The 22730-nt window shown below is 60.1% G+C and carries 17 protein-coding genes; 5 read left to right on the top strand and 12 right to left on the bottom strand.

All coding sequences use genetic code 11. The features are described 5' to 3' along the window. Positions 1 to 3 precede the first annotated feature (3 nt). Positions 4 to 1269 (bottom strand): urea ABC transporter substrate-binding protein, encoded by a 1266-nt coding sequence (urtA, locus tag RHM68_RS02530; RefSeq protein ID WP_322220383.1) that lies wholly within the window; start codon positions 1267 to 1269, stop codon positions 4 to 6. A gap of 509 nt (positions 1270 to 1778) precedes the next feature. On the opposite strand from urtA, the gene RHM68_RS02535 reads away from it, so the two are divergent. Next, the gene (locus RHM68_RS02535; protein WP_322220384.1) at positions 1779 to 6368 is read left to right on the top strand and encodes a DUF4329 domain-containing protein; all 4590 of its coding nucleotides are present in this window, start codon (positions 1779 to 1781) and stop codon (positions 6366 to 6368) included. A 54-nt stretch (positions 6369 to 6422) separates the two neighbouring features. Here the strand turns inward: RHM68_RS02535 and RHM68_RS02540 are convergent, their stop codons facing one another. The 11 genes from RHM68_RS02540 to cbiE all read right to left on the bottom strand — a co-directional run bounded on the left by RHM68_RS02540 (position 6423) and on the right by cbiE (position 17771). Further along, positions 6423 to 7433 (bottom strand): iron ABC transporter permease, encoded by a 1011-nt coding sequence (locus RHM68_RS02540; protein ID WP_322220385.1) that lies wholly within the window; start codon positions 7431 to 7433, stop codon positions 6423 to 6425. Next, a complete protein-coding gene (locus RHM68_RS02545) occupies positions 7430 to 8377 on the bottom strand; it encodes an ABC transporter substrate-binding protein (protein ID WP_322220386.1) in 948 nt (315 codons plus the stop codon). The genes RHM68_RS02540 and RHM68_RS02545 overlap by 4 nt, the downstream gene beginning before the upstream one ends. Next, positions 8374 to 9162: an ABC transporter ATP-binding protein gene (locus RHM68_RS02550; protein ID WP_322220387.1), complete on the bottom strand. Its 789-nt coding sequence runs from the start codon at positions 9160 to 9162 to the stop codon at positions 8374 to 8376. Before RHM68_RS02550 ends, RHM68_RS02545 begins: the two co-directional genes overlap by 4 nt. 221 nt (positions 9163 to 9383) lie before the next feature. Next, positions 9384 to 10763 (bottom strand): PepSY domain-containing protein, encoded by a 1380-nt coding sequence (locus tag RHM68_RS02555; protein ID WP_322220388.1) that lies wholly within the window; start codon positions 10761 to 10763, stop codon positions 9384 to 9386. 124 nt (positions 10764 to 10887) lie between these two features. Then, positions 10888 to 13005: a TonB-dependent copper receptor gene (locus RHM68_RS02560; RefSeq protein ID WP_322220389.1), complete on the bottom strand. Its 2118-nt coding sequence runs from the start codon at positions 13003 to 13005 to the stop codon at positions 10888 to 10890. 127 nt (positions 13006 to 13132) lie between these two features. Continuing rightward, positions 13133 to 13579 carry a DUF2946 domain-containing protein gene (locus RHM68_RS02565; protein WP_322220390.1) on the bottom strand — a complete coding sequence of 149 codons (447 nt, stop codon included), beginning with the start codon at positions 13577 to 13579 and terminating at the stop codon, positions 13133 to 13135. Between the two features lie 20 nt (positions 13580 to 13599). Next, positions 13600 to 14079: a copper chaperone PCu(A)C gene (locus RHM68_RS02570; RefSeq protein ID WP_322220391.1), complete on the bottom strand. Its 480-nt coding sequence runs from the start codon at positions 14077 to 14079 to the stop codon at positions 13600 to 13602. A 48-nt stretch (positions 14080 to 14127) separates the two neighbouring features. After that, positions 14128 to 14526: a DUF2946 domain-containing protein gene (locus RHM68_RS02575; protein WP_322220392.1), complete on the bottom strand. Its 399-nt coding sequence runs from the start codon at positions 14524 to 14526 to the stop codon at positions 14128 to 14130. A 224-nt stretch (positions 14527 to 14750) separates the two neighbouring features. After that, positions 14751 to 15473: a cobalt-precorrin-6A reductase gene (locus tag RHM68_RS02580; protein ID WP_322220393.1), complete on the bottom strand. Its 723-nt coding sequence runs from the start codon at positions 15471 to 15473 to the stop codon at positions 14751 to 14753. Beyond that, positions 15470 to 16567, bottom strand: a complete 1098-nt coding sequence (locus RHM68_RS02585; RefSeq protein WP_322220394.1) for a cobalt-precorrin-5B (C(1))-methyltransferase — start codon at positions 16565 to 16567, stop codon at positions 15470 to 15472. The genes RHM68_RS02580 and RHM68_RS02585 overlap by 4 nt, the downstream gene beginning before the upstream one ends. Next, positions 16560 to 17771: a precorrin-6y C5,15-methyltransferase (decarboxylating) subunit CbiE gene (gene cbiE / locus RHM68_RS02590; RefSeq protein ID WP_322220395.1), complete on the bottom strand. Its 1212-nt coding sequence runs from the start codon at positions 17769 to 17771 to the stop codon at positions 16560 to 16562. Before cbiE ends, RHM68_RS02585 begins: the two co-directional genes overlap by 8 nt. 144 nt (positions 17772 to 17915) lie before the next feature. Here cbiE and cobG point away from each other — a divergent pair, with 144 nt between their 5' ends. Genes cobG through cobJ form a run of 4 tightly spaced genes read left to right on the top strand, consistent with a single transcriptional unit; the run spans position 17916 to position 22277 of the window. After that, on the top strand, positions 17916 to 19217 hold the full coding sequence (gene cobG / locus RHM68_RS02595; RefSeq protein WP_322220396.1) for a precorrin-3B synthase: 1302 nt from the start codon (positions 17916 to 17918) through the stop codon (positions 19215 to 19217). Continuing rightward, on the top strand, positions 19217 to 19843 hold the full coding sequence (locus RHM68_RS02600) for a precorrin-8X methylmutase (RefSeq protein WP_322220397.1): 627 nt from the start codon (positions 19217 to 19219) through the stop codon (positions 19841 to 19843). The genes cobG and RHM68_RS02600 overlap by 1 nt, the downstream gene beginning before the upstream one ends. Then, on the top strand, positions 19840 to 20574 hold the full coding sequence (locus RHM68_RS02605) for a precorrin-2 C(20)-methyltransferase (protein ID WP_322220398.1): 735 nt from the start codon (positions 19840 to 19842) through the stop codon (positions 20572 to 20574). The genes RHM68_RS02600 and RHM68_RS02605 overlap by 4 nt, the downstream gene beginning before the upstream one ends. Next, positions 20574 to 22277: a precorrin-3B C(17)-methyltransferase gene (cobJ, locus tag RHM68_RS02610; RefSeq protein ID WP_322223660.1), complete on the top strand. Its 1704-nt coding sequence runs from the start codon at positions 20574 to 20576 to the stop codon at positions 22275 to 22277. Before RHM68_RS02605 ends, cobJ begins: the two co-directional genes overlap by 1 nt. Positions 22278 to 22730: the final 453 nt, after the last annotated feature.

A 22730-nucleotide genomic window follows, 5' to 3' on the forward strand; every position in this document is an offset into this window, starting at 1 on the left:
GGCTTAGTTGCTCTTTACTGCATAGTCCGGCTTCTTGTCGTTGCCCTTGATGAACGGGCTCCACGGTTGGGCTCGGATCGGGCCGTCGGTCTGCCACACAACGTTGAACTGACCGTCGGCTTGAATCTCGCCGATCATCACGGGTTTGTGCAGGTGATGGTTGGTCTTGTCCATGGTCAGGGTGAAGCCCGACGGGGCGGCGAAAGTCTGGCCCGCGAGTGCTTCGCGGACTTTATCGACGTCGGTGGATTTAGCTTTTTCCACCGCTTGTGCCCACATGTGGATGCCCACGTAAGTGGCTTCCATCGGGTCGTTGGTTACCGCTTTATCAGCACCCGGCAAGTTGTGTTTCTTGGCGTAGGCTTTCCAGTCCGCCACGAACTTCTTGTTCACCGGGTTCTCGACCGACTCGAAGTAGTTCCATGCGGCGAGGTTACCCACCAGCGGTTTGGTGTCGATGCCGCGCAGTTCTTCTTCACCTACCGAGAACGCTACGACCGGAACGTCAGTGGCTTTCAGGCCCTGGTTGGCCAGCTCTTTATAGAACGGCACGTTGGAGTCGCCGTTGACGGTGGAGATGACCGCTGTTTTGCCTCCTGCCGAGAATTTTTTGATGTTGGCCACGATGGTTTGATAGTCGCTGTGCCCGAACGGGGTGTAGACCTCTTCGATATCTTTGTCGGCCACCCCTTTGGAGTGCAGGAACGAACGCAGAATCTTGTTGGTGGTGCGCGGGTAGACGTAGTCGGTGCCCAGCAGGAAGAACCGCTTGGCGCTGCCGCCTTCTTCGCTCATCAGGTATTCCACTGCCGGGATCGCCTGTTGGTTGGGCGCGGCGCCGGTGTAGAACACGTTCGGCGACATTTCTTCGCCTTCGTATTGCACGGGATAGAACAGCAAACCGTTGAGTTCTTCGAATACCGGCAACACCGACTTACGCGACACCGAGGTCCAGCAACCGAACACCACGGCAACCTTGTCCTGAGTCAGCAGTTGTCGGCCTTTTTCAGCAAACAACGGCCAGTTCGACGCCGGGTCGACCACCACGGGCTCCAGCATTTTGCCGTTCACGCCGCCCTTGGCGTTGATCTCGTCGATGGTCATCAACGCCATGTCTTTCAGGGATGTTTCGGAGATCGCCATGGTGCCGGACAACGAATGCAGGATACCGACCTTGATGGTCTCGGCGGCCTGGACAGTCCAGGTCATGCCCATCGCGACAATAGATGCCGTGAGTGTGAAAGCCTTGATCAAGCTGCGACGCTTCATGGTGCGATCTCCAAAACAGTTGATTTTTTTAATGGGTGGAGGCAAACGCTGAAAAGCCCTGTGCAAAGGCTGTGCCCACGAGAGAGGTGGCCTGTTTTTTGCGAAATCCGGGCTTGGAGTACGAGGAGTGACGCACCAGTTTGGCGCCAAAATCAGAGAGGGGTGCGGTGCGTGCGCTGATCTGGGGCCGAGGTCCTTTTTCATCCTGCATAGAGGCCTGAGCCAGCCGATCGCTTATTAAAACGCCGGATCAAAAATATATATGTACCACCTCCCACGGTTCGTGAAAGCGGACATTGAATACCTCTGGTTTGCCTTGAATTCATGCATGGCGTGAACGCGCGGTATTGAGCAACTGATCCTTTGTCTCGCTCTGCCTGGCGCTCAGGAGCTTACGGTTTAGCGACCGGGCTTTTATTGCCTCGGCAACCCTTGCAACCCAGGTTTTGCACGGTGCGGTTTTCAGCGCAACGAATATCAACGCCTACTTTTTCCGAGTGAGTAACTAGATGGATAATTTTTCCCGGCGCGCAGAACGCGCGTTGAATAACACCGTACCTTTCCCGCCGCTAGGACCTGCCTTTGTCAGCGCTGATGACGCCGCCTGTTGGGCACACCTGCAAATTGGCGCACAACGTGACCGAGAGTATGGCGGAGTTATCGTTCAGGGTACTGACGGTCGATTCCGCGCCACAGTCCCCAAGGAGGGCGAGGAAATTTCCGTGGACTTTGCGCTGTTTCTGTCAACGGATGAACATGGCGCCTTTCAGGTTCCGGCAGGCTTCGTGTGCCATGCCTGTTATCACTCCCATCCATCGAGTGAGGCACAGATTCTTGCTGCCAACCCAGGGATGACAAAAGACCAGGCAAGTGTCGCGAACAGCTTTTTCTCAGTGCCCGACATCATCTTCACGCTCAGGAACAGGGCATTTGCCCGCGCCCATTATTTGTCGGGCCCTGGCGGTGTATTGCTCAAATACCTGACCAGTGGTTTTTCGATCGAGGCTTTGTTTTACCAGGCTTTGAATAACCAGTGGTCCAAGGGCACGCCGATTGAACTGGATGGCTCTTTCGAGGGCATGATTCGGCGGTTGGCCATGAGTGGTGAGTTGCAGGTGCTCATTGCCAACGGCTTATGGGGTGGTGTACGGGGCCGCGTGCCGGATAGCTGGACGATGAATACTCCGGTTGCCATCGTCCCTATGAGTTTGATGCTCAACAGCCCAGTTTTTCCAGCTGCTGACCTTGCCGTGGCCTATGCGCAGTCGCGTATCAGGCAACTGCCCAACACTCGGCAGTTGGTGTTCTTATTCAAACATGACCGAGCCGATGAATACTTGGCCACGGAGCCGTTGGTTATCGGGCGTAGCCGTTTGCCGCCCGACAATGCCTTCCCCATGTTGCCCCTGGGCCCCTCAGTGCCGAGCGGGTTTCACCTGCACGGTATTTTCTATATGTCTCGACCGGTTACCGCGCAATTCCCGACCATTGAGCCCTGGTTGTATCAGCAGTTTTTCAGTCCTGCTGATTTGGCGAGTTACATCGGCCAGGTGCACAAGTTTCTGCACAAGATACAGGCCTCTACAGGGCTTTCGCTGTACATGCGTACCAAGGACGGCGCGCTGTTGAAGTACCGGTTCAGTGGCAGTGATGCCGAGTTCGGGCTGTCCAGAATCAATGCCGCGGGCATGATTACGGATGACGGAACTCAGGAGCGATTGCTCGACGGGACTTTAACTCCACACCAATTCATACGGCGTGTCGCGGCATTCGGAGTGCTGAGCGTCGAACAGACCAGCCCGCTGTGGGATGTCCTCGGTGTCGTTGGACAGGGCTGGATATCCCATGCGACTTTTGCACGTCCGCAGTTGAGTCTGTCTTTTTTATCCGCCGACGATGCGGCGCGACATCTTCATTCGCGGGTTAACGGCCGACGTAAGACTGAATTTGGCGCTCTTGTCTTAAAACGTGCTGACCAACGTTACGTGGCTACGGCGTTGTTGGAGACCGGTGCAAATCCTTTTGGGTACGAGCGGTTCTACCCCAACGATAGCAGCGGCGCCATGATCGGATTGCCAGAAGGGCACGAGATAGTTGCCTGGTTCGGCTCTCATATGGCGTTGTCGAAGATGGACGTTGGGCTGGTCGAAAGTATGAAGTGGACACGCCAGGATGCCGAGCTTTACGCCCAGATGTATGCCGATTTCGAGGCCTACAGCATCCATCGACGGCAGTTGCCGGGCTACCTCTCTGGTGCTGAAGACAGCCTGATCGTCCTCGAGCCTACCGGCACAGGCCAGGAAGTGTTTGAGCTGTGGTTTGAAGCGTCTCTGTCGGGAAAGAGCTCTATCAGCATCAACCTGGCCAACGGTACTTACACCCCGGCAGACGTCGCGCGCAAGTTGGCCGAGGTCAGCCGCCTGCGGGTGTTGGCGGGTAATCCGTTGTGGGGGCCAGCGCGTCAACTAAGCCTTAATTGGAAACCTTTTGAAGCGCTGCTGGAATACGCAAAACCTAGTCAGATCACTTACGGTGCGGTGTTCAACGATCCCGATAGCGCGGTTCTGGATGCCAGTAAGTGGGCTTTGCAAAGCCTCGACGGTGCCGAGCGTTACTTTGCCTTTCTTCTCAAACATGAAGAAAAAAACGAGTATGTGATGAGCGAGCGGGTGCCGGTGACCTGGAATACCGCGCTTTTTTCCCTGACCACGCTCTTTACATTAACGGCTCCGGCCACTTATTCCTTGCCGCCAGGGTTCTATTTCGAGGCGCTCTACTATTGCTCTGGGGATACCAGCAACTGGCCGGCCCGTCACTTCATTCCACCCAGGGAGTTGTATCAGGCGCTGGAAGTTGGGAAGACGGTGTACTTCAGCAGCGGCGGTGGTTTGCCGTTGTATTTCACGACCTCCGATCAGGCGTTGCTCAAGTATCAGCCCGCAAAGGAGTCGCCGTTATTCACGCTGCAAGACGGCGACAGTGGCTCAGGGGATATAGAGCGAAAGTTGAGCGGTGGCACCCTCGACGGGCCCGATTTTGCGCGCAAGGTCGCCAATGCCGGTGAACTGGATGTGGTTCAGACGAGTCCGTGTTGGGGTCGCCTCGGACGGGTCAGTAACGCCTGGCAGCCTTACGCCAATCTTCAACGGAATAACCTGGGTCCTGTCTTTATTGACATGGATGATGCCGCTCGCTACGTGCAGGACTTGGTGGGCACTGCCCGTCTCCAACGGTATGGCGGGTTTATTTTGATGCGCGAGGATGGCTATTTTTTTGCCACCTTGCCACGCGTTGTTCTGCAAGACGATTTTCAGCTCAGCTGGATTTTCCCTGATGAGATCACCGATAAGGGGCTCTATCCGCCCAGGGTTAAGGTCGTTGCCCGTTATTACTCGCAGCCGGCGACCGAGCTGCCGTTTTTGCTGCCGTCCGTTGAAAAAGACATCTATTGCTGCATGTTTTCAACCCGCGCGGTGAACACTGCCGTTCAATGGCCATATGGCCACTTGACCCACTATTTGTTGGCCCCTGACGGGGCTTTGCTCAGTCTGCAACCGCGCGATATATCGGCTCTTGTCGCTGAACATCAGGTTCCCGATCGGGCTGAAAAAGACTGGCTTCAAAGCCCGGTGGAAAAAAAATTGCGCAGTGGCGAGCTGGCGCCCAGTGACTATGTCAAACGCATAGCTATGTTTTTTGATTTTTGGGTGATCACTGGCAGTGTCCTGTGGGGTGTTGCCGGACGGGTTTTGAATTGGGCGCCCAATCTCCCGCGCGAGGTGTTGACAAGCTATGAGCGCGCGACTCAAGACCCAGCGCTCAGTCCGCTATTTACTCAACCCGCTGATGCCGTGCGCCATGTTCATCAACAGCCACGCAATAAGCGGTCGTTGACCTTCGGATTTGTGCTCAAGTCCACCAGCAACGGCCATTACGTGGCGAGTTTACCGGTCACCGATGATGGCTCCCTCTTCGCCCACCGTCGGGTGTTCAGTATCGATGGCTACCCTTATCGCTATGGTCTTGCGGGTGTCTATTTTTGCGTGCCAGAGAACCCGGATTTTTACCCCTCGGGCACGGTGTTTTCAGAGAGCCAGTTCGCCGGAATTTTCTCGCCTGTCGATATGGCCAACGCGCTCAGTATGTTGCGCTTGAGCCGTGACCGTCTCAGTCTGCCGGTGTATGTGTCGTGCGCCGATGGGGCGTTGTTGCGGTTTCAACTCAAGGAAAGTGCCGTCGGGATTGAAACCTACGGGGGCGCCCAGAAGACGCTGCGTGAGATACGCTTCCGTAACCTGAGCGCCTCAGGTTATATCCAACACTTGGTCGCGGTCGGTGATCTGGATGTGCTGGTGAGCAGCAAAAACTGGCTCGGTCAGGGCCGCGTCGGGCCACGTCACCGACTACGCACCTCGCTACCCACACACACTGACAATCGCCTGCCCTTGGGGCCAATTTTTACTCATCCCGACGATGCGGCGCAGTACGCTCAAAAACACGTCGACGCGTTTTCCCTGACGGAGTACACAGGGGCCGTACTCAAGCACGCAATGACAGACAGTTATGTGCCGGTGGAGCCGCTACGCGACGGTCCCCCGCCTCCCATTGCCGCCCGTACTACTTTCAGATTCATCGCCTCGCAACCTGCGACAGAACTGCCATCGGGCTATGAGGTTTTCGCCGCTCACCAGTTCTACCACACAGGGATGGATCAGCCGGCCGAGCAGCCGGAAGACAATTTTCGTCTCTACTTTGTGTCGTGGCGCGAGGTCGGGTTTTATACCTATACGTTAAAAATGAGGGGGTACGGGATACAGGCGTACTACTTGTCTAGTCGTGACGGTGCGTTGCTCAAGTACGAACCGAACTACTCTGGCGGGGAGTTCAAGGTATTCGATACCCAAGGTAAGTGGTCCGAGGAGGGGGGATACACAGCGAAGGCGCCCAAGCCCAGCGCGTTTATTTCGGCGCTGGCGAGGAACTCGGTGTTGGAAGTGCTTAGATTCGGGACATTCTGGCGACCCCGTGGGAGGGTCGATCCCGTGTTGAGACTTGAAATCATGTCTCACGATGACTGGCGTCTACGCGACGAGTTGTAAGTGCCCGACGCTGCAACAAATGCCACTGTGCCGAGGGGCTTCATCACCCTCGGCTCAGCGACGGCGCATCAGCGCGATGAAAAAAAGGCCGCCGATAGCCGCGGTAGCGACACCAATCGGTAGGTCTTCCGGGGCGATCAGGGTACGGGCCGCAACATCAACCCACACCAGGAAAACGCTTCCCAGCAACACACATGCCGGTAGCAATCGTCGGTGCTCGGCGCCTACCAAGCGCCGCGCAATGTGCGGCACCATCAGTCCGACAAACCCGATTGAGCCACTGATCGACACCAGCACCCCGGTCATCAACGACGCGATCAAAAACACCCTTAAACGCACGTTACGGGCATTCAAACCAAGGGTCACGGCGGTTTGCTCACCGGCCATCAGCGCGTTCAATGGCCGGGCCATGCCCAGTAGCAGCACCAGCCCCAGCAGGACGCTGGCGGCGGGCACTGCGAGCAACTCCCAGCGCGCCAGACCGAGCCCGCCGAGCATCCAGAACATCACCGCAGAGCTGGCCCGGTGATCACCGAGAAACAGCAGCAGATTGGCAATCGCCATCATCACAAAGGACACCGCGACGCCACACAGCAGCAACCGGTCACTGTCCAGCCGGCCATTGCGGTTGGCGATCATCAAGACGATAAGCATGCTCACTGATGCGCCAATAAACGCGGCAATGGGCAGCGTCAGCAAACCGACGACTTCCCCGACGTGCAGCACCACAATCACCGCCCCCAACGTGGCGCCAGAGGTCACACCCAGCAGGTGTGGGTCGGCCAACGGGTTGCGCGTCACCGCTTGCAGCACCGCACCGATCAGCGCTAGCCCGGCACCGACCAAGGCGCCGAGCAACATGCGAGGTACGCGGATCAGCCAGACGATGTGCTCTTGCCCGGCGCTCCAGCTTTGCTCACCGAGGCCGAATGCCTTGTGCAGCAGAATTCGCCAGACCACGTCCACCGGAACCCGCGCCGGTCCAAAACCCAGAGACACCACACACGACACCAGCAACAGCGCACCGAGGGCAATCAGCAGCAAGGCATAGCGACGATTGATCATTCGCCGTGGAAACCCTTGGCCAGGGTTTCAACCGCCAACACGTTATCGATCCCCGGCGTGGCCTGGACATAAGGGATGACAATGAAACGCTGGTTCTTGATCGCGTCCACTGCTTGCAGGGCTGGGTTCTTCAGCAAGAACTGCTCCTTTTGCTCGGCAGTGACTTCGCCATAATCGACGATCACGATCACCTGTGGATTGCGCTCGACCACGTTCTCCCAGTTGACCCGGGTCCAACTGGCCTCGACGTCGTCGAGAATGTTGCGTCCGCCGGCGGCGTCGATCAGTGCTTGTGGCATGCCGAGGCGGCCAGACGTCATGGCTCGGTCCTCGCCGCTGTCGTAGAGGAACACCCTCGGTTTGTCCACGGGCAGATCCTTGCGCACCTCGGCGACTTGCGCCTGCATCCGGGCGATCAGGGCAGTGGCGCGGTCTTGCACATCAAAGATTTTGCCGAGGTTACGTAGGTCGTTGTAGGTGTCGTCCAGCGTGGCGGCCGGGCGTTGCATGACGAACGCGCAGGACTCGGTCAGTTCGTAAACATTGATGCCCAGCGGTTGCAGCGTCTGCGGTGTCAGATCACCGCCTACGCGCATGCCGTAGTCCCAGCCGGCAAAGAAGAAATCGACGTTGGCGTTGAGCAGGGTTTCCACCGAGGGGTACTTCGCCGCCAGCTCCGGCAGACCGTCGAGGATAGCCTGCATCTGCGGCGTGACTGACTTCCAGCCAGTCACGCCGCTGTAGCCGGCCATCCGCGATTTCAGGCCGAGGGCGAGCATCATCTGGGTCATGTTGATGTCATGGCTGACTGCGTGTTTTGGCGACTGCTTGAACGTCACCTCACGATTGCAGCTCTGGACGGTCAGCGGGTATTTCGTCGCCTCGGCGCGAGCTTGAGCAGCGCCCAGCAATAGGGCGATGCATAGCAGGAAACGCACAGTCATGGTTGGGTTATCCAAGTGATTCGGGGGTAGCCGTGGAGGGGGTGTTGATCGATCAGCGCTTCGACGCCGAAGACTTCGCGCAGCAGCGCGGCGGTCAGGACTTCGGTCGGCGTGCCGCTGGCGACGATTTGACCGTGATTGATCACGTATAACCGATCACAAAAAGCGGCCGCCAGATTGAGGTCGTGGATACTCGCCAGGGTGCCGATCTTCAGGCGTTTGACCAATTGCAGCAGTTCGAGCTGATAGCGCGGGTCGAGGTGGTTGGTCGGCTCGTCGAGGAGCAGCAATTGCGGTTGCTGGGCCAAGGCGCGGGCGAGGATCACGCGTTGCTTTTCACCGCCGGACAGGGTCGCGAAAGCGTGGTCATCGAAGCCTTCGAGACCGACCGATTCCAGTGCCTGGGTGGCGAGGTTACGGTCTTCGAGTGTGTCGTTGTCAAACAGGCCTTTGTGCGGCGTGCGGCCCATGGCGACCACTTCTGCAACGGTCAGGCCAAAGGCATCGGGGAATTCTTGCAGGACCACGGCAATGCGTTGTGCGCACCAGCGTGAGGATTGCTTCCAGACGTGGTGATGATCGAGTTGGACATCGCCACTGTCGGGTTTGCTGAAGCGATAGGCGCAACGCAGCAGGCTGGTTTTGCCGCTGCCGTTGGGGCCAATTAACCCGACAAACTCACCGGCGGCCACCTGCAACGAGGCGTCACGCAGTTGGAACTGGTGATGACAGTGGCCGTGGCTCTGGGGAGTCCAGGTGAGGCGAGTGAGGTTCAGCGAGGTCATGCGTTGGCTCTGGATGTTGGCTGTTGCTGATGACGCCTTCGCGGGTAAGCTCCACTCCTATGGTCTTAGGCCGATCACCCAATGTGTGTTCGACATAACCTTGCAGGAGCGAGGCTTGCCCGCGAAGAGGCGTTTTCTGTGTTATACAGTAACGTTTGTGGCGGTCAAGCGGTCAGCGCGCGAAGTCTACAGATCGTTCTAAATTAAGCATCTCGCCTGCTTCATGAGGAAGGTGAAGCAGATTCAGTTTGCCTATTGATTCGCGACAGCAGTAGTCGATCCAACAGCCAGACGACGATCAGCGATGCCCCCACCAACGGAAAAATCACCGCGAGCGCTAGCATGATCACCACACCGGTTTTCCATTTCGGCAGGTTGTGGCGCAGCGCAGGGACGCCGAGTTTGCCATCCGGCCGACGCTTCCACCAGATCACCACGCCGCTGACCGCACTGAGCACAATCATCAGGCAGATCAACAACACCACGAGCTGATTGAATGCACCGAACATCTTGCCTTCATGCAGCATCACGCCGACTTCGGTAGCGCGGGCGACCTTGCCGTATTGCTCCCAGCGCACGTCGGCGAGGACCTTGCCGGTGTACTGATCGACATGCAGGGTGGCGTCGTTGCGCGGGTCATCGGCGAACACGGCAATGGTAAACACGCCTGTCGCAGTGGCCGGGAAGGTGATGCTGTAGCCCGGCTCGACATGGCGCTGCGCAGCGACGTTCTGCACGTCTTGCAAGCTGATGGTCGGAGCAGCAGGACGGGCATGTGCGCTGTCGTTGGTACTGTGTTCGGCATGGTCGCCGGACATCGGCATTGGCGTGTTTTCCATGGCCCAGGGGACAGTCTGGCGTGTGGCGCTGTTGAGGCTGCGGGCCTCGACGTCGGATTTCGGCATGTCGTTCCACATAGCTGCCGGGAAGCGGTTCCAGACTTCGGCATATTGCTTGCCCCAGAAGCCGGTCCAGGTCATGCCGCTGAGCAGCATCACCAGCAAAAATGCAGCGCCCCAAAACCCGGTTACCGCGTGCAGGTCACGCCACAGCACGCGACCGCGCCGGCTGAAACGCGGCCACACAATGCCCGCGTATTGACCGCGCGGCCACCACAGGAATACGCCGGTCACGACCAGCACCACGCCCCAGCCAGCGGCCAGTTCGACCAGCCGATCACCGACGGTGCCGATCATCAGCTCGCCGTGAATCGCGCGGGCGATGGCTTGCAGATTGTTCTTGGCGTCTTGCTCGCCGAGGATATCGCCGTGGTACGGATCGATAAAAACGTTCAGCTCTTGTCCTGCGTTGATAACGACAAATTGCGCGCTGCGTTCGGCGTTGACCGGCGGCAGGTACTGCTTGATCCGACCTTGTGGGTACGCGTCTTTTACCCGCTTGAGCAACTGGTCGGCGGAGACGGCGTGGTGCCCCGTCGGGACGTGCATCAGGCTGCCGTACATCAACGGATCGAGTTGCGGTTTGAACAGGTAAATGAGACCGGTCAGCGCCAGCATCACCATGAACGGCGCGACGAATAATCCGGCATAAAAATGCCAGCGCCAGGCCAGGTTATAGAAATTCGGTTTGGGTTGTTGCATCAAGGGTGCTCCGCTTGGCTTGGGTCTTATGTTGTTCGTTGACTGCTGCGCAGTCCTTCGCGAGCAGGCTCGCTCCCACAGGTATCGCCCTGTGTGTGCTGGAGCGGGCTCGCCCGCGATACTTTTAGAAACTCATATCGACCTTGGTCCAGAGCGTGCGCCCCGGCTCGTTGATCGCTTGTGGGTTATTGGCCGGGTAACCGAAGCCGGCGTTGCCGGCCAGGTTCAGGTGCTCCGCGTAGGCGTTGCCAAAGAGGTTGTCGACCCCGGTGCTGACCTTCCAGTTTTTATTGAGGCGGTAGGCGCCGTTGAGCGAGAACACGCCGAAACCCGAGCTTTTGTCGAAGTCCTTGCCGACAACGTTGCCCTTGTTCTGATCAATGCGGTTTTGCGCAGCCACCACTCGCCACAAGGCCCCGGCGCTCCAGTTGTCTTCGCTGTAGGTCAGGCCGAAACGTGCATCAAGCGGCGGCATTTGCGGCAGTGCCTTGCCGTCGCTGCTGTTCTTGCCCCAGGCGTAGGCCAGCGTGGCGTCGGCTTTCCAGTTGGACGTCAGCTTGTAGGCCGCACCGACCTCACCGCCCATGATCCGAGCGTTGATGTTCTCGGCCTGAGAGTGGGTGCCCATCATTGTCGGGGTGTAGTTGAACAGGATGTAGTCACGCACCTGGCCGACGTAACCCGACGCCCAGGCTTGGAGGTCATCGGTCTTGTATTGCAGACCGACGTCGAGCTGAGTGGTCTTCTCCGGTTTGATTGAGTCGAAGGCATTCACCGAACCGGTTGGGCCGGACTTCGCTGAAAACAGCTCCCAGTAATCTGCAAAACGTTCGACGTGGCCGAGACCGGCATACAGCGTGGTCGGGCTGTCCGCTAAGTCATGTTCGTAGCGCATGAAGCCGCTGGGTAGGGTGTCGGCGCGAGTATCGCCAGCAGTCGGGTTGGGACGGGTCGTTGTGCCCGAGCCGGTGCTCTGCCGATAATCCTTGGCTGACGCTCGATCGAGACGCGCACCGCTAATCAATCGATCGCGGTCGGCGGCGTACCAGGTCAGTTCGCTGAACACACCGTAGTTATTGAGTTCGGCGTCCTTGGTGTACGGCAGGTCTTTGTAGGTGTCGATGCCCATGCTGCCGCGCTGGCGGTGTTCGTTGGTCTGCGCATCGAGGCCGCTGATCAGTTGCACGTCGGCCCAGCGCCACGTGGCCTTGACCCGCGCGCCGAGGGTCCGACGGTCGACGTTTGAGGCCATTGGCCCCGACATCATTGCGGTGCCGGACGGCGTGCGCAGGGTGTAGTTGTCCATCACGTGGTCGGCATAGTTGTAGTAGACCTGCGCCTCGACCTTATCCAGCACCTCGCCGATGTTGGATTTCTCGAAGCGCAGCCCCAGGCTTTCGCGCTTGAATTGCGAACCGTCCATGCCTCTTCCGGCGGAACGCGCCTCACCGTCGCCCTTGCCAGCGGTCAGTTCCAGCAACGTGTCGGCGTCCGGCGTCCAACCCAGCGCCACATCACCGTTCCACTTGTCATAACGCGATGGCACGGTGTCGTTGTTACCGTCTTTGTAATCATTCGAATGCGCGGTGTTGCCGATCACCCGCACGTACCCCAAAGGCCCGCCCGCGGCGGCGTCCACTACTTTGTCGAAACGGCCGTTGGAACCGGCCAGTACGCTAGCGTTCACCCGGGTGCCGAGTTCGCCAAAATGCTCCGGCTCGCGCTCGAACAGCACGGTGCCGGCCGAGGCGCCCGGTCCCCAGAGCACGGTTTGCGGGCCTTTAATGACGGTCAGTTTGTCGTAGGTTTCGGGTGAGATGTAGGAGGTGGGCGCGTCCATTCGGCCAGGGCAGGCGCCGAGCATCATGCCGCCATTGGTGAGGATGTTCAGCCGCGAGCCGAACATACCGCGCAGTACCGGGTCGCCATTGGTGCCGCCATTGCGCACCAGGGCAAAGCCAGGAATGGTTTTCAGATAATCCCCACCATCGCTGGCCGGCACGGGTTGGCGCGGGTCCTTGGGGTCGGTGACGATGGTCAGCGGTGAACTGGGCGCGATCGCTGTAATCACTGTTGGGCTCAGCGCTTCACTGTGCCCGGCGTGTTCATCGGCCAGTACTGCGGGTGTCAGCAGGACGCCGCAAATAACGGCGATGGCGTGCCTGAAACGAAGATGGGTTTCGTTCAGGGCAAAAGAAGCTTGGGCAGTGCCCAAGTGTGTGTCAGCAGAAAAACGGGACATGACAATTTCCATCGAACAGACGTAAACGGCACGGGCGGCAACCGAGGCAATCCTGCGGGCGCGAGCAGGCGCGCTGCCACAGGTTGCTGTAGCTGTCTTCTAAACCGTGTGAGATCAACGTTGGGGTTTACGCGACGATGGGCGGAGCGCGGCTGCGTGCGCCGGGGAAGACGGTTGATCGGGCGTGGCCCAGTCGGGTGGCGGGTGTGGTGAAGGTTTTGGCGTGGAATGTGTTGAACGTTACGAAAAACAGGCTGCCGGTGAGCGCCGGGCAATTAAACAACAAGCTGCAATAGCCGCACTTTTCCCACAGTGCGTGGTGTCCGGCGTCCGGTGGACAATGCTCCGCAGCCGGTTTTTCAGCAGGCTCACCTTGCGCGTCGATGCTCATGTCCATCGACATGCTCATGGGCATGTTCATGGACATCGAGGCGTGTTGATCCATCGGCATCGACTGAGAAATCAGCGGTCCGATAAAGATCATCAGCATGGCGAACAGGCTGATCCAGCTACCGCGAGTCAGGCTCAGTGGCTGACGGCGGCGCACGGCTGGCCTGGCGCAAAAGGCGCCCATGGGCACTTCAGCGAAAGCGCTTACTGGGCGTGCATATGCTCTTGCAGGCCGTCGGGCGCTTTCTTCTGCACGGCGACGTCAACCGTCACGTCACCCGACTTTTCAAAGTGCAGCGTCAGCGGGAAGCGTTTACCGTCGCTCAGCAGGCCGCGGTCTTTGAGTTCCAACAGCATGACGTGATAGGCCATCGGCGCGAAGGTGACGGTGCCTCCGGCGGGAACATCGACGCTCTGTACCTGCTGCATTTTCATCAGGTCGCCTTGCATCACGTGCTCGTGCAACTGTGCAAGGCCGGCAATCGGTGAGTCGACGCTAAGCAAACGGTCGGCGGTGTTGCCTGTGTTGTGAAGCACGAAGTAAGCGGCAACGGTCGGCGCGTTGGTTGGCAACTCTTGCGACCACGGATGAGCGATTTCAAGTGCCCCGGCCTTGTATTCATGGGCATTGGCAAAACAGGCAGGCAGCATCAGCGCAGCCAGCACGACGATTTTTTTTAACATGGCAGTTCTCCAGAACGATTCAAAACGCAGGTCAATTGCGAGAAGGAATCACACCAGAGGGGATGCGCGAGGGTTAAGGCTTGGCCATTGCTGGCGCGGTGTGGGGGCATTGAGGGCGGCGCGCGGCAGGCCTCGATCAGGCTCCAGACGCACGACATACAGCTGCGGGACATGCCCCGGCAACGCTACTAACGGCGCAGAGCCTGAGCAGCACCAGCAATGCTGCATGTTGGAGTGATCGTCGTTCTGCGGGGCTTTCTGTTCAAACGTGCCCAGGGAAACCGCGACCATTTTGGTGCCGCTGGACGTACAGAAATTGCTCCACAAAAATTGTTCGGCGGGCGATTGCGCGGCCTGCGCCATCGCCCCCGTCATCGGCATGGCGAGCATGTTGAACAGCACTGCGAAGCAGGCGATCCAGGCAAATGCGAGCCGTTGTCGGGACATGGGGTCATCCGGTTGAGTGGGCGATCAGACGGGGCTATTTAGCCTGATCAGGACCGAGAAGTACAAACACAGCGTGCGGTGTGGTGTCGCAGCGAACTCAGAAAGCAACGGCATGCAGACGCAGCCCCAAGGCTTTTATAACTTTCATGAGGGTTGAAGCTATTGAGAGGAACAGCCGGCTCCTTCCTTAAAATTGCCGGCAAATTCGCATGTTTCTGCATATCTCAGGAATGGTCTGACAAGGCTTTCAGTAGGTGCTCGACCGATCCAAACTCTCGTTCAACCTTCGCCAGCACCGGCCGCTTCAATACCAACACCGGCAGTCCACGCTCCCGTGCCACTTGCAGTTTCGGTTCGGTGGCGGTGCTGCCGCTGTTTTTGCTGATCAGCACGTCGATCTGTCGGCGTTCGAACAGTTCACGTTCATCCTCGATCACAAACGGCCCACGGGCGCCGATGACTTCGCAGCGTTCGTTGCCGGGATAAACGTCCAGGGCGCGCAAGGTCCAGAATTGTTCTGGGGGGATTTCGTTCAGGTGCTGCAAGGGTTCGCGGCCAAGGGTGAATAGCGGTCGACGGAAGGGTTTGAGCGCTTCGATCAATTGCGCCCAGTCACTGACTTCGCGCCAGTCGTCCCCCGCCTGTGGTTGCCACGCCGGACGTCTCAACGCCCAGCACGGGATGCCGGCCAACTGCGCGGCGGTCGCGGCGTTTTGACTGATTTGCGCGGCGTAGGGATGAGTGGCGTCGAGCAGCAGTTCAATGCCTTCGTTGCGTATGAACTGCGCCAGTCCTTCAGCCCCGCCATACCCGCCTACACGCACCTGACAGATCAGATCTGTCGGCACCCGGCCGACCCCTGCCAGGCTGTAAATATGTTCCGGCCCGAGAGTCCTGGCGATGGCCAAGGCTTCGGTGACGCCGCCGAGCAACACCACGCGCTTCATTGAAAAGCGCCTGCATGGCCCACAATCCCGCCTTGGCGATCTATTGCAAACACCTCGACCAGCACCTGCGCCGGCACCACGCTGCGGGCGAACGCCAACGCATGGCGACATACTTCATCCCCAAGCGCGATGCCGACAGCGCTGGCCATGGCCAAGGCCTGTTGGCTGGTATTTGCCTCGCGAATCGATTGCTGCAAAGAGGCATCCGCGCCAATTGCCGCCGCCCATTCCGCCAGTTGCGGCAGGTCGATGCTTGAATGCCGACTGTGCAAGTCCATGTGCCCGGCCGCCAGTTTGCTGATTTTGCCGAAGCCGCCGCACAGGCTGAGTTTATCCACAGGCACTTTGCGCAGGTGCTTGAGCACCGCGCCGACGAAGTCACCCATCTCGATCAGGGCGATCTCCGGCAGGTCGTAGACCCGGCGCATGGTATCTTCGCTGGCGTTACCGGTGCAGGCAGCGATGTGCAGGTAGCCGTTGGTTTTCGCCACATCAATACCCTGGTGGATCGAGGCGATGTACGCCGCGCAGGAAAAAGGCCGGACGATGCCGCTGGTGCCCAGGATCGACAGCCCGCCGAGAATCCCCAGGCGCGGATTCATGGTCTTCAAAGCAAGGGCCTCGCCACCCTCGACGTTGACCGTGACCTCGAAACCACCGCTGTAACCCCGCTCATCCGCCAGCTGTGTCAGGTGCGCGCTGATCATCTTGCGCGGCACCGGGTTGATCGCGGGCTCTCCGACATCCAGCACCAGCCCTGGCCGAGTAACGGTGCCGACGCCATGCCCGGCGCTGAAACGGATGCCCGGTTCCGGTGTCAGGCGAACCTGGGAGTAGAGCAGGGCGCCGTGGGTCACGTCGGGGTCGTCGCCAGCGTCCTTGATCGTTCCGGCTTCGGCGCCGTCAACGATCAGCCGACAGAACTCCAGACGCATTTGCACCTGTTTGCCCTTGGGCAGAACGATCTGCACCGCGTCCGCTGCCACACCGCCCAGTAATAAACGCGCGGCGGCGAGGCTGGTGGCGGTGGCGCAACTGCCCGTGGTCAAGCCGCTGCGCAACGGCGCCGGTTGTTCAGCGGTTTCGTCACGCATCGAACAGCTTCTTCACATCGAGCACGGTAATGGGCAATGCCTGACGCCAGGTGTCGAACTCGCCCAACGGCTGTGCCTGTGCAACATGCAGGCGGGTCAGTTCGCCGCCGTGCTGTTCGCGCCAGGCCATCAAGGTCATTTCGCTTTGCAGGGTCACGGCGTTAGCGACCAAGCGGCCACCAGGTTTGAGCTGAGCCCAGCACGTATCGAGCACACCTTCGCGGGTCACGCCGCCGCCGATGAAGATCGCGTCCGGGCGTTCGAGCCCGGCCAACGCTTGTGGTGCGCTGCCGCGAATCAATTGCAGGCCCGGAACGCCAAGGGCATCGCGGTTGTGTTCGATCAATAATTGCCGGCCGTGATCAGCCTCGATGGCCAGCGCCCGGCAACTGGGGTGCGCGCGCATCCACTCGATGCCGATTGAGCCGCAGCCGGCGCCGACGTCCCACAGCAGTTCACCGGGTGTCGGCGCCAGGCGCGCCAGGGTCATGGCGCGTATGTCGCGCTTGGTCAGTTGGCCATCATGCCGGAAGGCGGTGTCTGGCAACCCGGCCAGGCGCGAAAGGCCCAATGTGCCCGGTTCGGCGAGGCAGTCGATGGCCACCAGGTTCAGGTCGGCGATGGCCGGGTCGGTCCAGTCGCTGGCGCGGCCGTCAATACGCCGTTCAGCCTGGCCGCCCAGGTGTTCGAATACAGTCATCCTGCTGGGGCCGAATCCTCGCTCGCGCAGCAGCGCGGCGATGGCGCCGGGGCTCAGTCCGTCGTTGCTCAGGACCAGCAACCGCACGCCGCTGAACACCTGCGCGTTAAGCGCGGCGACGGGGCGCGCAACCACCGACAGCGTCACCACCTCTTGCAGTGGCCAACCCATGCGGGCGGCCGCGAGGGCGCAAGAAGAGGGCGCCGGGAGGACCCGCATCTGCTCGGCGGGCACGTGTCGGGCGAGGCTGGCACCGACACCAAAGAACATCGGATCGCCGCTGGCCAACACGCAAACCGACTCGCCTTGCCGTTCGAGCACCAGGGCCAGGGTAAAAGGGCTAGGCCACAACTGCCGCTCGCCACGAATGCAAGCGGGCAGCAAATCCAGTTGTCGCTGACCGCCAATGATCCGAGAAGCGTCCAGCAGAGCCCGACGGGCGTTCTTGCCCAGGCCCTTGAAGCCGTCTTCACCGATTCCCACTACTGTCAGCCAGGGCGACATCTATATTCCTTAAAAATAGTCCTCAAACGGACTGTTCCGACGGGCAGGCTTTTCATGCCGCCCGACAAAGCAGGCATAATACCGCGCCTTCGCCCGCGAAGCGCTTTTCCCACATTGCTGGTCGCCTCCTTGAACGAACGCCCGATGTCCATCGCCTTACGCCCCTCGGCCTGCCCGGGGTTGCTGCGTATCGTCCAAGCGCTGGACGGCGGTATCTGCCGGATCAAGTTGACTGGCGGCTCAATCAGCGCCGAGCAGGCGATCGCCGTCGCCGACGCGGCTGAACGCTTTGCGGGCGGCGTGATCGAGGCGACAAACCGCGCCAACCTGCAAATTCGCGGCATTGGCGGCGACCACAGCGCCCTGATCGATAGCCTGCTGGTCGCCGGTTTGGGGCCACGCACCGCCGCGGGTGACGATGTACGTAACCTGATGCTCAGCCCAAGCGCGGGAATTGACCCGAAGAGCGCGTTCGATACGCGTCCCTTGGCCGAGCACATTCTGGCGACCCTGCAAAGCCATGAGCGTTTTCACCAACTCAGCGCAAAATTCGCCGTGCAGCTCGATGGCGGCGAAGGGTTGGCGATGCTTGAGCATCACCATGACCTGTGGTTGAGCGCGGGTGAACAGGACGGCGAGCCCCTGTTGGCCTTCGGTCTGGCCGGTTGCCCTACAGATACGCCGGTCAGTGCGGTGAGGCTGGAGGATGGCCACGCGTTGGTGGTGGCGGTGTTGGAGTTGTTCCTCGACCTGGCGCGGCCGGAGCAGACGCGCATGCGCCATCTGTTAGCCGAACAGGCGTTGGGCGGTTTCATCTCTCAACTGGCTGAGCGTGTGCCGCTTGTGTCCCTCGCGTATTGGCAGCGTTGCACCTCTGCGCAGGATTTGCACATCGGCGCGCATCCACAGCGTGAAACCGCACGCGTCTATGTCGGCGCGGTCCCGCCCTTGGGTCGGCTCAATCCCGTCATGCTGCGGGGCGCGGCACAACTGTCTCGTGAGCATGGCGATGCAAGCCTGCGTTTCACGCCGTGGCAAAGCCTGCTGCTGCCGAGTATCCACGAAGACGATGCCGCTGAAGTTATTCACAACCTGGAAAATTTGGGCCTGCGCTGTTGGGCGGACGATCCCCTGGCGCACCTGATCGCCTGCACCGGTTCGGTCGGTTGCGGCAAAGGCCTGGCCGACACCAAGGGTGATGCGTTGCAACTGGCGACGTTGTTGCACCGTTACGGCCACGTCTTGAACGTACATCTGTCCGGCTGCCCACGTTCCTGCGCGGCCGCGCACACCTCGCCAGTGACCTTGTTGGCGGTTTCATCCGGTCACTACGACCTCTATTTTCGCGATGCAGCGCTGCCGGGTTTCGGCGCGCTGCACGCACGCAACCTTACTATTGAAGCGGTCGCAGCCTTGCTCGACGCCCGCTCACGGAGCCCCTTTTGATGCTTGATTACATCCGCGACGGTCAGGAGATCTATCGCAATTCCTTCGCGATCATTCGTGCCGAGGCTAACCTGGAACGTATTCCGGCCGACCTGGAAAAACTCGCGGTACGGGTGATCCACGCCTGCGGCATGGTCGAGGCCATTGACGGTCTGCAATTTTCCGAGGGTGCAGGCAAGGCCGGGCGCGAGGCGCTGGCCGCCGGGGCGCCCATCCTGTGTGACGCGCGGATGGTCAGCGAGGGCGTGACCCGCACGCGCCTGCCGGCCAACAATCAAGTGATCTGCACCCTGCGTGATGAAAGCGTCCCGGACCTGGCTCGCGAGTTGGGCAATACCCGCTCCGCCGCCGCGCTCGAACTGTGGCGCCCGCACCTGGCAGGCAGTGTGGTGGTGATCGGCAACGCACCGACCGCGCTGTTCTATCTGCTGGAAATGCTCGATGCCGGTGCGCCGAAACCAGCGTTGATTCTTGGTTTTCCGGTGGGCTTTGTCGGCGCCGCTGAATCCAAGGCGATGCTCGCGGCTAACAGTCGCGGCGTGCCGTTTGTCATCATGCAAGGCCGGCTGGGCGGTAGCGCCATGGCCGCGGCCGCCGTCAACGCCCTGGCCACGGAGATCGAATGATGCAAACACCTGGACGTCTGATTGGTCTTGGTGTCGGTCCCGGGGATCCCGAATTGATTACCGTCAAAGCCCTGCGCCTGCTGCGCGAGTCGCCTGTGGTGGCGTACTTCGTGGCCAAGGGCAAGAAGGGCAATGCGTTCGGCATCATCGAAGCGCATCTACAAGACGCGCAACACCTGTTGCCGCTGGTGTACCCGGTGACCACCGAAGCCTTGGCGGCGCCGTTGTCCTATGAACAAGTGATCAGCGATTTCTACGATACCGCGAGTGAGCAACTAGCCGCGCACCTGGATGCCGGCCGCGATGTGGCGGTGATCTGCGAGGGCGACCCGTTCTTCTACGGTTCCTATATGTACCTGCACGATCGTCTGGCGGACCGCTACGAAGCTGAGGTCGTGCCGGGTGTTTGCTCGATGCTCGGCGGCGCGTCAGTGCTCGGTGCTCCGCTGGTGTATCGCAATCAGAGCCTGTCGGTGTTGTCCGGTGTGCTGCCCGCTGAAGAACTGAAGCGTCGACTGGCGGATGCGGATGCGGCGGTCATCATGAAGCTGGGGCGTAACTTCCTCAAAGTCAGGCAGGTGCTGCAAGAGCTTGGCTTGGCCGACCGCGCGCTGTACGTCGAACGGGCAACCATGTCCAACCAGAAAATCGTCCCGATGGATGAGGTCGAGCCGATGTCTTCGCCGTATTTCTCGCTGATCATTGTGCCCGGCGAACGGTGGCAGGGTTGATCGCCCGTGCCGCACCGGCCATTGTCATTCTGGGCAACGGCAGCCTCGCCACCGCGCGCAGGATTCAGCAGCGTTATCCGGGCGCGCTGATCCACGGTCTTGCCGATCGGGTGCAAGGCGCTGACCGCACGTATCACGAGTTCGGCGCAGCCTTGCGCGAACTGTATCAACAGAACACGCCGATCATCGCCTTGTGTGCGGCGGGCATTGTTATCCGCACGCTCGCGCCGTTGTTGCTGGAAAAGGGCGCCGAGCCGCCGGTGCTGGCGGTGGCCGAAGACGGCAGCGCCGTGGTGCCGCTGCTCGGCGGCCTCGGCGGGGTGAACGTGCTGGCCCGTGAGATCGCCGCAGCGCTCGACGTCGCGGCGGCGATCACCACCAGTGGCGAACTGCGTTTTGGCACTTGTCTGCTCAACCCGCCCAATGGTTACACGCTGGGTGACCTGGCGTTGGGCAAGCGTTTCGTTGCGGACTTGCTGGCCGGGCAACGCGTGCGCATTGAAGGCGCCGCACCCTGGCTGGCGCACGCTCAGTTGCCGGAAGATCCTCAGGCCTCGTTGTCGATCCATATCGGCACGGCTGAGCGCGCGCCAGCGGCCGATGAACTGATGATTTATTCGCGCAGCGTAGTGGTGGCGGTGAACGGTGAGCCGGCGGATCTGCCAGGCGCTGTTCGCGCGGTGCTGCATCACGCCAAGGTCGCCGTGCAATCTGTCGCGTGCCTGTTGGCCAGCGACCTGTACATGGCCAATGCGCTGTTGCACGACGCGGCGTTAGCGCTTGGCGTGCCGCTGCGTTTTGCCAGGCCAGCCGACACGCTGACTGATATGGTCCGTGATGCGCTGCCTGACGCGGTACTTATCACTGGCCAGGAGGGCATGGTCATTGCGCTGGCCGCTGCGCCGTTGGAGGTCGCACGGATCGGTCGCGCTCGTGGACGTCTGGCAGTGATCGGTCTTGGCCCTGGGGCCGCTGACCTGATGGTGCCGGCGGTGAAAGCCGAATTGGCGCGGGCCACCGACGTGCTTGGCTACGAAACCTATGTGCGCATGGCCGGCCCGTTTCGTCCCGATCAAGTCTTGCATTGCACCGACAATCGGGAAGAAATGCAGCGTGCCCGGCATGCGTTCGAGTTGGCGGCTCAGGGGCGGTCGGTGGTGGTGGTGTCTTCCGGTGACCCTGGCGTGTTCGCCATGGCCGCCGCTGTGCTGGAAGCGCTGCACGAGTCCAGCGATCAGGACTGGCATACCGTTGATCTGCAAATGCTCCCCGGCGTGTCCGCGTCCCTGGCGACTGCCGCACAAGCTGGCGCTCCGTTGGGCCATGATTTTTGCGTGATGTCGCTGTCGGACAACCTCAAGCCCTGGTCCATCATCGAAACGCGCTTGGACCTCGCGGCCCAGGCCGATTTGGCACTGGCCTTCTACAACCCGATTTCACGCTCACGGCCCTGGCAATTGGGGCGTGCATTGGAGATTGTCGGGCAGCACCGCACGCCGGCCACGCCGGTGGTGTTGGGACGTGATATTGGCCGCCCCGGCCAAACCTTGCGCGTGACCACGCTGGGTCAGTTGACTCCCGATCAGGTGGACATGCGGACCATGGTGCTGATCGGCTCTTCCACGACCTGCACCTTCCCTCGCGCTGAGGGCGGTGACTGGGTCTATACGCCGCGCTGGTATGGCGTGAAGCCCGGCGCCTGAAGCCGATTCACGGCGGCTCGTTCGGGTCGCCGTGATTGAACGCCGCCGGGTTTTTCACTCACCTGTTCTGCGGCGTTTCGCATGGATTGTTTCGGCGTTTGAATCTGTTTCTGACGTCGACAGCTGTTGTCAGTTTTCTTCTTTCGTTTAGAGCGATTTATGCCCGTGACCTGTCGTCTACTGCCAGGACTCGGGAGCCATTACCCCGCACGGTGGAAGCCTACTTGGCGTCAAGACGGTACGCCATCTGCTGTTTATCGTTTTTCCAATCCGTCAATGCTCGACAGAAAGTTGTAGCGCTTCGGTTTCATTAAGTTTCATTTTTTATGAAAGAACTTCCGCTTGAAATTAATTGAATTTCTTTGTGGTTGAATCGGCAGGTTTCTAGCGGCTAGTGTGTTTGTGCGGCGAAAGACTTTTATTTAAGTAGTGCTGTTTTTTTACCTCTTTCGC

The sequence above is a fragment of the Pseudomonas sp. DC1.2 genome (assembly GCF_034351645.1).
Taxonomy (GTDB): Bacteria; Pseudomonadota; Gammaproteobacteria; order Pseudomonadales; family Pseudomonadaceae; genus Aquipseudomonas.